This is a genomic window from Photorhabdus sp. RM71S (assembly GCF_042879355.1).
GTDB lineage: Bacteria > Pseudomonadota > Gammaproteobacteria > Enterobacterales > Enterobacteriaceae > Photorhabdus > Photorhabdus kayaii.
Genome location: NZ_JBHFKV010000045.1, coordinates 1 through 13,213 on the forward strand (window position 1 = coordinate 1; position 13,213 = coordinate 13,213).

General features: G+C 36.1%; 11 protein-coding genes and 2 pseudogenes. 2 read left to right on the forward strand and 11 right to left on the reverse strand.

Features of this window, described 5'->3' with window-relative positions; translation table 11 throughout:
* Positions 1 to 110 precede the first annotated feature (110 nt).
* From ACGF5R_RS19035 to degS, 8 genes and pseudogenes are all read right to left on the reverse strand, one after another.
* A pseudogene (locus ACGF5R_RS19035) lies at positions 111 to 1,283 on the reverse strand (4-hydroxyphenylacetate 3-hydroxylase N-terminal domain-containing protein); the annotation flags it as partial.
* A 105-nt stretch (positions 1,284 to 1,388) separates the two neighbouring features.
* Complete coding sequence (locus ACGF5R_RS19040; protein WP_387692216.1) at positions 1,389 to 1,922, reverse strand: shikimate kinase; 534 nt, start codon at positions 1,920 to 1,922, stop codon at positions 1,389 to 1,391.
* Positions 1,919 to 2,764: a hypothetical protein gene (locus ACGF5R_RS19045; RefSeq protein WP_387692218.1), complete on the reverse strand. Its 846-nt coding sequence runs from the start codon at positions 2,762 to 2,764 to the stop codon at positions 1,919 to 1,921. The genes ACGF5R_RS19040 and ACGF5R_RS19045 overlap by 4 nt, the downstream gene beginning before the upstream one ends.
* Before the next feature lie 17 nt (positions 2,765 to 2,781).
* Positions 2,782 to 3,306, reverse strand: a complete 525-nt coding sequence (locus tag ACGF5R_RS19050; protein ID WP_387692220.1) for a hypothetical protein — start codon at positions 3,304 to 3,306, stop codon at positions 2,782 to 2,784.
* A 131-nt stretch (positions 3,307 to 3,437) separates the two neighbouring features.
* Complete coding sequence (locus tag ACGF5R_RS19055) at positions 3,438 to 4,448, reverse strand: hypothetical protein (protein ID WP_387692222.1); 1,011 nt, start codon at positions 4,446 to 4,448, stop codon at positions 3,438 to 3,440.
* An 8-nt stretch (positions 4,449 to 4,456) separates the two neighbouring features.
* The gene (locus ACGF5R_RS19060) at positions 4,457 to 5,899 is read right to left on the reverse strand and encodes an MBL fold metallo-hydrolase (protein WP_387692224.1); all 1,443 of its coding nucleotides are present in this window, start codon (positions 5,897 to 5,899) and stop codon (positions 4,457 to 4,459) included.
* Between the two features lie 514 nt (positions 5,900 to 6,413).
* Positions 6,414 to 6,581 carry a hypothetical protein gene (locus tag ACGF5R_RS19065; protein WP_387692226.1) on the reverse strand — a complete coding sequence of 56 codons (168 nt, stop codon included), beginning with the start codon at positions 6,579 to 6,581 and terminating at the stop codon, positions 6,414 to 6,416.
* A 94-nt stretch (positions 6,582 to 6,675) separates the two neighbouring features.
* Entirely contained in the window at positions 6,676 to 7,734 is a 1,059-nt protein-coding gene (gene degS / locus ACGF5R_RS19070; RefSeq protein WP_112878888.1) for an outer membrane-stress sensor serine endopeptidase DegS, read from the reverse strand.
* Positions 7,735 to 8,531: 797 nt separating this feature from the next.
* On the opposite strand from degS, the gene ACGF5R_RS19075 reads away from it, so the two are divergent.
* Positions 8,532 to 8,693 carry a hypothetical protein gene (locus ACGF5R_RS19075; RefSeq protein WP_387692228.1) on the forward strand — a complete coding sequence of 54 codons (162 nt, stop codon included), beginning with the start codon at positions 8,532 to 8,534 and terminating at the stop codon, positions 8,691 to 8,693.
* An 845-nt stretch (positions 8,694 to 9,538) separates the two neighbouring features.
* Here ACGF5R_RS19075 and ACGF5R_RS19080 read toward each other — a convergent pair.
* From ACGF5R_RS19080 to zapG, 3 genes and pseudogenes are all read right to left on the reverse strand, one after another.
* A pseudogene (locus ACGF5R_RS19080) lies at positions 9,539 to 9,694 on the reverse strand (AbrB family transcriptional regulator); the annotation flags it as partial.
* Positions 9,695 to 9,836: 142 nt separating this feature from the next.
* Positions 9,837 to 11,213: a serine endoprotease DegQ gene (degQ, locus tag ACGF5R_RS19085; protein ID WP_112878887.1), complete on the reverse strand. Its 1,377-nt coding sequence runs from the start codon at positions 11,211 to 11,213 to the stop codon at positions 9,837 to 9,839.
* Positions 11,214 to 11,449: 236 nt separating this feature from the next.
* Positions 11,450 to 11,854 (reverse strand): Z-ring associated protein ZapG, encoded by a 405-nt coding sequence (gene zapG / locus ACGF5R_RS19090; RefSeq protein ID WP_011148149.1) that lies wholly within the window; start codon positions 11,852 to 11,854, stop codon positions 11,450 to 11,452.
* A gap of 218 nt (positions 11,855 to 12,072) precedes the next feature.
* Here zapG and zapE point away from each other — a divergent pair, with 218 nt between their 5' ends.
* Positions 12,073 to 13,203: a cell division protein ZapE gene (gene zapE, locus ACGF5R_RS19095; protein ID WP_387692230.1), complete on the forward strand. Its 1,131-nt coding sequence runs from the start codon at positions 12,073 to 12,075 to the stop codon at positions 13,201 to 13,203.
* Positions 13,204 to 13,213 lie beyond the last annotated feature (10 nt).

Genomic DNA, 13,213 nt, shown 5'->3' on the forward strand with positions numbered 1-13,213 from the left:
CTTTCAAATACTGAAAAGGATTTACAATTGAATCTCCATAACTTCCCACTTAGTCCAGTTTTTTCCCATAATTATCTTTCAGTTTCTTTTCAAATATCTTACTTATGATCAATATTCCTGATTTTTGTATAAGCCATCGGTGCCATAACGAGATAAGTTTGAATCGCTTGAGTATCCGGCAGATAAGCATCACCTTCCCACGGCTTGGCTTCTGCCCACATGGCATCTGTCAATGACCAGAATAGATTGCGCCATGCCACTACTTCTCCCAAATCCGCTTGAACACCACGAAAATCTATCACTCCAGTACATTCGAGACTCTTTTGCAGCAGTGCTGTAATGAAATCCAGCTTAACAGCTAGGCGTACACAAGCCTGCATGGGGAACAGACGGGCAAACCCACTTTGTACAGCCCAATGGCGAGTGCGACCAACATCGCGATAAATTAGTATGTTTTCCCATGGGATTAGTACCTTATCCATCACCATAATGGCGTCATTTTCATCAAACCTACTGGAGAGAGGATAATCGAAAGGGGAACCAGTGGTACCTGCGGATAATTCATAAGAGGCGCGGGATATCAATTTCATGCCATTGGCATCCATAGGGGCAACAAACATTAGGGTAAAATCGGGGTTATCTCCTATGTCTTGGGCCGAGCCAACAATGAAGTTGTAGTGAGTAAGAGCTGAATTGGTTGCCACGACTTTGGCCCCGCTGACTATAATACCTGCATCAGTCTCTTTTTCCAGTTGGATAAAAACATCTTTGACTTCATCCGTTGGTTTATGGCGGTCAATTAGTGGGTTAACAATGGCATGATTGAAATACATACAAGTTTCCTGAATGCGTTTATACCATGCGCGGGCATTGTTAGAGAATTGACCATAGAACTCAGGGTAAGCGCCTAATGCGCAACCGAATGCCGCTTTATAATCGGGGGTGCGTCCTAGCCAGCCGTAGCTTTGGCGTGACCATTCTGCAATGGCATCTCGCTGTTGGCGCAGTTCATCTGGATTGGTCGCAAAACGGAAGAATTTGTGCGTATAACCTTCATTACCAGTGTCTGTATCCCAACAGAGCGCATTGTGGGTTCCAGGAGCATGCAGAGCATCATACAATTGACCAATTGAAGCGGCTGTATTGCGGAAAGCTGGATGTGTAGTGACGTCTTTGACTCGCTCACCATAAATGTAAATTTCACGACCATCTTGAAGTGAATTCAAATACTCTTTACTGGTAAATGGGCGTTTGTCATTGGCACGTAAATTTTCTGGTTTCATTGTTACCTCAGAATTTGTACCCATTTTTGATTTCTGAGCCGTAGGGTACTTAATGTTAATTTTATGTTTCTAGAACTTATTTTTTATCAGACTTGAATATAATGTTCATATAACCTCCATTGATTTAAGTGCCGATAAGGCTTTATTCAATACTTGTAACTTACTTTTGTTATCTACCGTTATCGTGATATCGGATAGTTTTTGGTTACATTTACTCGCCAAGAAATAATTGTTTAAGAAGACTTCTTCTGGATGGAAAGAATGAACTCCAATATGATAGCTCTTATCTAAAAAAATAGTAGTACCTTTTTCTTTCATTTGATTCCTAATATATTCAAAATCTAAATCGTCCTCAATAATAGAATGTCCTGCACCAAAATCGACTACTTTATTTGATGCATTTTGGACAACTTTTTTGACCAGCTCTGATTCAAATTTACGGTTGTATCTATATAAATCTATAAATTTATGTTTTTTTACTAATTGCTCAACATGATTTAGATCGTAGCCTATCTTTTCATATACGGACCATCTTATAGAATCTAAACTAATCAGTTCTTTTCCTAATTTCTTAGAAATTAATTTACTCAGCGTAGTTTTACCTGCGCCAAATGGTCCAATAATATAAATATTATTCATGCCACCTCATTAATGTTCAATCTTGAGCCAATGGTTTCCCTATGTGAGACGATGATTATTTTTTTATTTTTATCAATTTTATCTATTAATTTTCTGCAATCAAATTCATCGAATATAATCACATCTAAATTTGAGTTGTTGAGATAATCTAAAAATCTATCGTTTGCTAGATAGTGATCAAAATGATGGTCTATATATATGTACCCCTTTATTTTAGATAATCTCTTAAGAAAAAAAGTTTTACCACTGCCATTATTCCCCACTAATTGTATAATCCTATCGTTTTCTAATCTTTGCTCTAAAATTAATAAATTAGAGGATAAATTTGTTTTCTTATGATAAACATTTACATGCTTAGTTATTCTTTGGATAGATACAATTTCTGATAAGTATCCGAATATTGCAAAATAAAAAATGACTATTCTATTGTCTAAGTTTATAGCAGCCGTAATGTTGTCTGATTTGAAGTTTGGATATAGAGAGTACAAAATGATTAAACTGGATATTAGGAAGCCCAATATAGAAGCGACAGAATTAATTAAATATCTTTGTGATGCTATGGTATATAAACGATGAACTCCGGATAGAATAGTATCCTGACATAAACGATTAACCAAATTACATTGAGGTAGTTTTCTAGTATAAGAAAAGTAAATTGATAGAGAGTGGAGTTCTTTATAGTGTTTATTTCTATTATCCTTGTACGTAGGATACAATAAACAAACGCTAGTAATAAATATAAACATAGCCCCAAGTATAATTATGAAATTGTCAGAGTCAAAAAACAAAAATAGGGTTCCAACAAATATCGAACCAAACCAGAAAACATCTTTAGCATACATGGTGAATCTATTTATTATTACATTGTATTCATGTTTGAATAAATTGAATCCTTCTGCCATAGAGTTTTTTTAATAGAGGTATATATGTCTTTTCTTGCTTTTTTTCTTATTTTAAACTCTATTAAGTATGATCCTGAGATAAATGAAATTAGGCCTAATAGAGATGTGAATGTTATCTTATAGGTCTCACTGTTATATTCGTTATATGTAATTCTTCCCAATTCGAATAATGAAAAACTGGCAATGAACAATAGTATAATCCCAATTAAAGAATTATAGCTAAAAATAGACAAAAATCTGGAAATTTTGGTATGATCTTCCTCTGATCTAACTTTACTATCTAACGTGTATTTTATGGTTTCATTTTTTGTTTCCAATTCTATATCTTTAGTTTCATGAAGATGTGATAGTAGAATATCAATTTGATATTCTATTTTTAATTTTGAAATTATATCTTCTAAATCAAGTAATAACTTAGAATCCCAGCCAGTCCTATTTACATCGAAATAAATATGGCCTTTATAATTATTAATTATAGCCATATATACATTCCTTGCGGCAAAAATAAGATTTAATTGTCCTCTTGACAGTTCGTTAATGTTTGAACTCATATTAATATACTTATTAATTTGGAAGATTTCATAACATAGCTTATTTAATATGCTCCTATTGATTAACTCTTTTGATAAAAATATATTCCCCAGAATGGTTTTTTCAATAAAACCTTGTGTGCCATCCAGGTTATAGTATTCCTCTGGCTTGTATTGGTAATTCTTATGTCTACTGATAATTGATAATTGATAATTGATAATTGATAATTGATAATTGATAATTTGGCCAGATAACCATCATAAAATGGTGTTAGTAATCTAATTAAACCAAGATATTCGCCAACCAGAATTAGAGAATATAAAAGAATGAGTAATTTGTCACTATTGTCTATTTCTTTACCAATCAGGATTATAAAAAGGACAGGAATAACTTTTAAAAACGCATTTGATGCAATATCTACAGCTTGCCATAATGAATCAATGCGTTTTATTTTTTCTTCAGTATCAATAATTCTATTCAAGCTTAGAAATTTTCCCCCTTGGTACCCAGTTAACAATATAGCAGTCAGGGCCTCAAAGTTATCTCCAATAAATCCATATCTTAGCTTCCTTATCTTTGCTAGTTTCTTAGAAAGATGGACTCGTTTTTTAAATAGAAAAAATGATAATGGTATCAATATAGAACACAATGATAGTAAGCCAACTGTACCCTCTTCAATATTAACAACCATGAGAATGGAAAGATAGATAAAGCAAATTACCCTAGATATAATCAAAACAACACTAGTGTCATACGAGGAGTAATTTACAATGTCGTGTTCATTCTGCTGAGCATCTTTTTTGCTTGTAAAACAGTCATCAAATGTTGAGAGAATATAAGCCTGTTTTTTAGTAATAAGGAACAGGCTTATGTTATTAATTACACTTAAGGTAGGTCTCAATATTACAATTAAGAAGATAATCAGGCCAACATTACTTGCCTCTAAACCATTAGTCAAAGGCAGTGTTATTATGTAAATTAATATGGAAAATGAAAAAAAAGAAGATAATAAATTAATTCCTGTTTCAATAGGAAACAAGATAAAAGTACTATATTGCTTTCTTAAATCATTCTTAATTGCAGAGATATTCATTTTCTACCTTATTTTTGTGAGATATATTCTTCGTATACTTTAAGTGCTAAATCAGGCCTTCTTTGCTCTCCAAAGTATTTATAGAAAAACACAATAATGTTCTCATATATTTCACCAAGATACCAGCTACGTATACTCGTCCCTGCTAAGTCCCAAATTTGTATTTTACCTAAACATAGGCCAACGAAATCTTGAATATATATTTCAACACCAAATGGATATTCACTTAAATAGTTATCATGTGTGTAAGTCTTGGTAAATTGACAGGATGATACAGAATAAACATATCCAAAATCTTTATCTTTAAACTTTATTAGAATCCGGTTATCACTCAATTCACCATTTACATAGTTATTCATTGAAATTGCTAATCGGCCAACCAAAGGATCAATAGCTAGAGCTAGAGCTATGTCAGTTAGTTCATTTTCAATCGTAGCTAACCCATTTTTTTCTTCTGTTTCACTAAGTTCACTGAGTACAGGAATAAATGGGCTGGGCTCAATACCAGATTTTTCATCTATGTACTTAATTAGCTTATTTTTTAGATCTAAATATTTGTTTTTATTTAGTTCTATCCAGCCAGACAAACTGATTGAAAGCTTTCCATCTATAACTTCTATTACTTCACCTGGATATGGTCCACAAACATTTTCTTTAATTGATAATTGGTTGGCAATTTCAGACAATACCTTATTATATGAGAATAGGAATGGGCCATAATTCTCTCTTGGATTTATAAATCCATTGCCACAAATCAATATCTTAGTTTCCTCAGGGATGCCATCAAGATAGTCTATTAATATAGAGTTAAGTAATTTGACTTCTCTATAATTCTTGCCGCTAAGTCTTGACGATTCTAGTGGTAGCAAATTTGTATATGCTCCTTGAGCGTGTTTTGGTGTACACTGTGAATTATTTGCTACTATGATCCACTGTGGATTTGGGTATTGATCACCGATCCCTTCAATGTACTCCTCGCTGATTATTGCATCCACTGCTATAAAACCGTTACATTTTTCTTCATCAACATCTGATACTAAGTATTGAGTTACCCTTGACTCCCATAATATTGTTTCATATGGAGCAGAGAATGGCTTTATTTTGATATCTTTTACTCTTATTTCTTCTTTAAATGAATGTAATATGACATTATGCCCTAGGTGCTCTAAAGCTGTTTTTATACAGATTGGCATAAGTAGTGATATATAAATAGTTGTTCCCTTTGGCAGTATTGACAGAGTATCGATGTCGAAATGATCAACATGTTCATGTGATATAAATACAGCATCGATTGATGGCATATTACTTACATCAACGTTTCTTGGAGGGTATATTTCGAATTTTATATATCGGGTGTTCCCCATTGTTGAACCTAAGACAGGAACAATCAAAATATTTGTATTTTTGTGAGAGATTAGCCAACTTTGATGACCGACAAATGTTAATTGCATACATCACTCCATATATGGCAAAACAGCAACCTGTGTAGGTTGCTGTTAACCTAAAAATTAATAGTGGTAAGCAGCGATAGCGTCAGATTTTGAAGTCTGACTTTTGGAGTTTTTCTTTCCTTTTACTTGTTTAAGTAAACGTATTAATTTAACTTTTTCTTTATCACTCATATTTTTCTCTTTTAATCGATGATGTTGCCTAGTTCATTGGAATAAAAAAGAATACGTGGTTTTGCATAGTACTCCAAGAGAGTGTTAGTAAATTATTTTGATGTTTTTGGTCAATGATGACCTCTAAGATATGAGGTAAATGTCACATAAATTATGTTTTATATACTTTATTTAACCGATAGGTGAGTTGGGGCTTGTTGACTAAAAGAGAGTGAAGTTTATTGTTGGACCAGAGTTTTGGTAGTGTAAATTCTTTATTGAGAAAGCATCATAATTCCTAATGAAAACTGTAAGTAGTAGTAAATAGTACTTAGCTAATGTAAGTCCTACAGTGTTGTCCCATTTAATCAAGCATCAGTAAACAAGCTAATGTGCTTGATGTCTTGGTAAAAATGTCAATCTTCAAGTTAAAACGCTTTGCTATTGATGTACAAGATTGTGTATAGAAAACCAAATAGCGAGGCAGAGGAGAAAATCGACGACGCTGGCGCAAACTTTGCTTTCTGTCCATATGATTGCTCGTTAAGTTATTGGTGATACAGATTCACTCTGATAATTAACTATTTTAATTGACCGGTTATTCATTGAAGTATCATGAATTATCGTTAACTTTCAAATTCTTCAATAGTTACTTGCAACGATAATATTTTCCCATCGCGTAATAAAGTGACAGGAACAACGCTGCCGGGGCGTATTTCAGCCACTTGATCCATTGTTTCAACCGCAGAAATAGCGGGTTTATTATTGACACTGGTAATGATATCACCCACTTTGATACCGGCTTTCTGCGCTGGCCCGTTTGCAGTCACCTGAAATACTCGTAGCCCTTGAATCTGGTTAATATTGCCGTTAGAAGAGCGAATATGTGGCAGCTCTTGTGACGTTATGCCGATAAAACCCCGGATAACCCGTCCGTCACGGATAAGTTTCTGCATAATTTTAGTGGCGAGTTCAGTCGGAATAGCAAACCCCAATCCTTCTGGCGTTTCACCATTTTCACTTTTATCGAATGATAATGTATTGATACCCACCAGCTCACCAAGGGTGTTAATCAGTGCACCGCCGGAGTTACCTTGATTAATGGAAGCATCAGTTTGGAGAAAGTTTTGGCGGCGGGTAGGGCTTAATCCAACGCGACCGGTAGCGCTAATAATCCCTTGAGTAATGGTTTGCCCCAAGTTGTAAGGGTTACCAATGGCGAGAACGACATCTCCCACATGCGCGACTCTATTTGGATTAATCGTTATGACAGGCAGGTTCTCGGCATTAATTTTCAGGACAGCAAGATCCGTTAAGCTATCAGAACCTATGACCAGAGCTTCATAAAAATGACCGTCTTGCAGTGCAACAATAATTTGTCCTGCATTATTAATGACGTGTTTATTGGTAAGGATGTAGCCCTTATCGCTCATGATGACGCCAGAACCAAGGGTATGGTTTTCCCGACCTTGATGAGAAAAACTCCCCATGTTGCTGCTGTAGACGTTAACCACGGCGGGCGCCGCCCTGCGGACACCTTTATTAAAGCTGAATGGAACTTCGTCATTACTATTGCTGGTAATTGCAGATATCAGCCCGCTAGGGCGCAGCGATGGAATGGTAATCAGTAAAATTACAGCGACAAGTAATCCTAAAAAAGCAGAGCGCAGCAACTTGGCAATCATGGGTATTATTCAGTGTGAGTTAATGAGTCATGGCAGGATAACATAGAAATTAACAGACACCGCATTATGCTGTATCTACTTTTAGCGCTTCGATTATCACTATTGAGTTTTCATTAATAATAAAACGAAAAAATTTGTACTGACAGTTTACATGGGTATTAAACTTTCTTGATCGCATTTTGCTACAACCGGAGGGGTTTTAACGCTGTTTTCACTGTCTTTAACTTTTCGTTTTAGCGCTTTTTATTTACTTCGTAATGTTAAGATTTACTCAGATTAAATCATGTGAGGTGTCGTTTTTTATGTGATCTGAAAGCAAGGAGTGACAGAAACTTTCACTCATTTAGCCCGGTCACATAGTTACCTATGCTCCCGGGGATTCACTCCCTTGCCGTCGCGATGCATTTTGAAATCCATAGGGTATATGATAAAACAGTGGTTAAAAAGCCGTTTATGGTCTGTCAGTGTAGTTTTAAAATCTGGAAAAAATAGGTGAAAGCTTTAATCAATAAAGGTAAAAATAAGTGATTAAGGCTTTTTTTAAACGGGTAAAAAATTCAATGCCATACTGACATTGGAAGAGAAAACATCAGGAAAAACCGGTCTTGAATTGATTAACAAAGTGACAGTATTAATCCAATAATCAGAATGAAAATGTTTAATATTATTAACCGCACTAAACTAATTTTCTTAAATAAGAGATTTTACATGGTTTGTAAGAAGTTTACGAAAAATCAGAGGCAATCATTAAAGAGGGCCGATAAATTTTTAGGTTGACTAGATTAGCAGTATTACAAATGATTGAAGAAATAGGCATTGATCTTAATATTATTAGCATATCTGTTATCTGCTCTGGTTTTAAAACTAAAGAATTAAATACAGGAAAAAGAGAAAACCTCATAATCAGTTTAATGGAAAAGAGGAAGTTAAATCTTTGGAAGGAAACGAAAGAACATTAGGTTTATAAAATCTGCTTAATGAAAATCATTTATTGGATGCACTTTTGATTAAAAAAATAGGAAAACTCTAAACATAAGAATCGTTTTACAGGTTACATTTTTTTAACATGATTAACTCGCTATTTTTACTTGTATTTCTCGTTTTTAGCAATCGTAGGCGCTTTTTTAGGGGGGATAGGGCTATGTGTGGCAGAATTATGAAACGTTATTTAATGCCAGCTTTTTAAAAGGTATAGAGTGAATTAAAGATGGTTTATTCCTTGCTATGATCATTTAAAAGTGAGTATACAGAGAAATTAGAGATTTTATATAAAAGGAGAAGGCAGGTTTAACTTAATAGATGCCTTTTTATAAGGGCAGTTAATTACATTTAATTAAATGCTATTAACCATTAACAGAAAGTTGAAAAGAAATCAGCAGGTAAAAGAATATTATTCAGCATGTTGATATTAAAGTGTTTTCTAACCGTTATTTTACTGAGAAAATTATAAACATAACGCAATAAAAAGAGGGATAAAACGGTTAATGTGGTAGGATTTAACTGCTAAACAGAAAGTTAATTATCGGAAAAAATATAAAGGGATATCTTTAACATTATCAAGTTATTTACTGTCATAATTTATGCGGAAAATAAAGGGTTGCGGCCTATAAAAAACTTTCAGAATTGAGAGTAAACAGTATCAGAAAAGATAAAAAAGCGGATATGATTAACGTTGGTTAAATGTAAAATACGATATGCCATGATGATTAAACTTAATAAAAATCAGGTGTTAAAAGTGGTAAAAACAACGTTTAACACCTGATGCCGATTAAAAGCAGCGGTTAAAACAATGGTTTATATTTTTTCATAACTTAATGCGTCCTTCTTCCACAATATCCAGTCGTTCGATGAAAAAATCAAAGTCAGCTTTTTCTTGTTGCAAAAAGGAATTCCAACTGGGTTTAGCTGGTTGAAAAATAATGGTATCGCCTTCACGAATAATTTCCAATACATTCACTCCTTAGAAATTGAGATAGCCAAGTATAAAACATTTTTACTAATGGAAAAACAAACCTCATTATTTTAAATAGGTTGATCAGCACCATAAGACACAGCGTTACGCTGTGCCTTAAATGGAATTGGATCGATTTTTACTAAAAGTATTAATTTCTCAGTAACAGATAGATACTCTCTTCTCCGCGAAGAATGTTCAGAGCTATGACGGGTGGTTTAGAATCAATAACTTTGCGCAGTTCATTAATGTTCTGTACCCGTTCATTATTGATCCCAACAATCAGGTCATTTTTCTGTAAGCCAGATAACACCGCCGGTGAGTTTTGAGCAACACTATCGATTTTCACACCGTAAGTCCCTTTCACTTCACCGTTGCTTAGGGTTGCACCTTGCAGGGCAAGGGTTAGATTTCCGGCTTTGGTTGTTTGACCTTCACTGTTTTCCAGCGTAACAGAAACCTCCATTGGCTTACCTTTACGCAATAAACCAATTTTAATTTCTTTACCTGGTATCGTTGTGCCGATTTTGGCTTTCAGTTCAGCAAAGCTACTAATCTTCTTACCCTCAACGGAAATAAGAATATCGCCAGATTTAATACCTGCTTTCGCTGCTGCGGATTTTGGTAATACTTCACTGACAAATGCTCCGCGCTGGGCGTCAATATTGAATGCCTTAGCGATATCGGAATTCATTTCAGTACCTTTAATACCGAGGATACCGCGTTTTACTTCACCATGCGCGATAAGCTGCTCGCTCAGGGTTTTTGCCATATTACTTGGGATAGCAAAGCCGATACCGATGTTACCGCCACCTGGGGCTAGAATGGCGGTATTGATACCGATTAATTCACCATTCAAATTAACCAGTGCGCCACCGGAGTTGCCACGGTTAATAGAGGCATCTGTTTGGATGAAGTTTTCCAATCCTTCCAGATTCAAACCGCTACGCCCTAACGCAGAGATAATGCCGGAAGTTGCAGTTTGACCAAGGCCGAATGGATTACCAACTGCAACAGCGAAATCACCCACTCGGAGCTTATCAGAATCGGCCATAGTAATTGCAGTTAAATTCTTAGCATCTTTCAGTTGCAGCAAGGCAATATCTGTCTGAGGATCGCGGCCTAATAATTTGGCTTCATATTCACGGCCATCATTCAATTGCACACGGATTTTATCTGCATTCTCAATAACGTGATTGTTGGTTAATATATAACCTTTGGCAGCGTCAATGATGACACCTGAACCAAGCCCTTGGAATGGGCGGGTACTTTCACGGCCCATTGGGAGATTTGGGCCAAAGAAGAACCTGAATTCTTCAGGTATACTCTGTTCCTGTTGTACCTGCGTACCAGAGACATGCACGCTGACAACCGCAGGCAGGACTTTTTCAAGCATCGGTGCGAGGCTTGGCAACGCCTGACCGGCGATAGCAGCAGGCAAAGCAGCATTGCTAATCGTAGGGACAGAAATTGTAGACAATCCGATACTGATGGCTAATGCACTAAGGAATAAGTGTTTTCTTTTCATCTAATTTTGTTCTCTTGTATACCTAAGCCGAAGGCTAATTGAGTTAATTCTGGCAAGCTGCCATGATTACTCTATGACTGTTAATTATTAAATAAAGTTCATCGGGCAAACAGATTTAGCATGATTCTTTACAGGTATTTACATGATTGAAAAACAAAAAAACAAAACTTGTAGGTAGATAATAGATTTTACATTTGAATTAATGCTGTGGCACACGATGTGCCACAGCAGGGTATTTACTGGTTTTTTTCATTCATCGGACGAAACAGGCCGGAAGCGCCATCGGAATAATCTCTTGGTGGCATTTTAACCGGAGATTGATCATTATCCGCTTCTGACTCAGTCAATCGATAATTAAATGGATTTTCTTGTGCTGGCATATTCGGCATCAGTTCATGAGAGCTTTTAGCCATATGTTGATATAACTGACGATAATCGCGAGCCATATTGTCGAGTAATTCTGCACTACGGGCAAAATGACCAACTAATTCTTTACGGTACTCTTCCAGTTCTGATTTATTATTCTCCAGTTCAGTTTGTAAGGCTTTTTGCTGGCGCAGCTTAGTGTTACCAAAACGCATAACTAGCGCTCCGATAGCAAAACCAACCACCAAGCCAATCAGTGCATACTCCCAAGTCATAGCTACTCCTTCATCGACATCGTTGTTCCGCAGAATGTTTCACTTAATTATCGTCACTATAACCGTTAATCTAGTTAGAGTGGAATATTGATCATGATTTACATTTGCTTGTAGATCTTATTGTGGACCTTATTGTAGACAATTGATCCGGTAATAAGGTCAATCTGAATCATAAAAACGATAAAAAACGGGCGATTATTTTAAGGATTGTTATTGTTATGCCATCATTGATTACCCCTTCATCATACTATCAAGAAGCCCTTTCTAAGGGTAAATACCAACCAGATGATGTTCAGCGCCAAGTTGTAGCGCAATTGGATACCATTCACAATACTCTGATTAATGCTTCTCCCGGCAATCCCGTAAGGCGACAAAGCTTGAAAAGGCGTCTGAGTAAACTGTTAGGAAAGCAGGCTTCAATGAGCTGTGCGCCTGTTCAAGGGCTTTATATGTGGGGGGGCGTTGGTAGAGGGAAAACTTGGTTAATGGATATGTTTTACCAGAGTTTACCCGGTGAAAGAAAACTACGTTTGCATTTCCATCGTTTTATGCTGCGGGTACATGAAGAATTAAAGGTATTGCAAGGGCATGAAAATCCGCTGGATATTGTGGCTGATGGTTTTAAAACGGAAACAGATGTACTTTGCTTTGATGAATTTTTTGTCTCCGATATTACTGATGCTATGATTCTTGGTACATTGTTGGAAGCGCTGTTTGTCAGGGGGATTACCTTGATTGCAACGTCAAATATTCCTCCTGATGAACTCTATCGTAATGGTTTACAGAGAGCTCGCTTTTTGCCTGCTATTGAGCAGATCAAAAAATATTGTGACGTGATGAATGTGGATTCGGGTATTGACTATCGGTTGCGCACGTTGACTCAAGCTAATCTCTATTTCACACCGCTGAATGAAGATAATGAACGCGCGATGGATCGAATGTTTACTCTTTTAGCCGGTAATAGCGGTGAACAAGCCGCTGTATTGGAAATTAACCACCGGCAGATGCCCGCGATTCGTCATGCTGACGGTGTATTGGCAATTGGATTTAAAGTTTTGTGTGAAGATGCGCGTAGTCAGATGGATTATATTGTTTTATCAAAACTTTATCACACGGTTTTGTTATATCAGGTTCCAGCGATAATGCCGGGGAATGAAAATGCTGCTCGCCGTTTCCTGGCACTGGTTGATGAATTTTACGAACGCCGGGTAAAATTGATAATTAATGCGGCGGTGCCGATGGAGCAAATTTACCAAGGGGTGTTGTTGGTTTTCGAATACCAGCGTTGCTTATCCCGTTTGCAAGAGATGCAAAGTGAAGAGTATCTGAAATTACCTCATTTACCTTAATTTTGTGTTC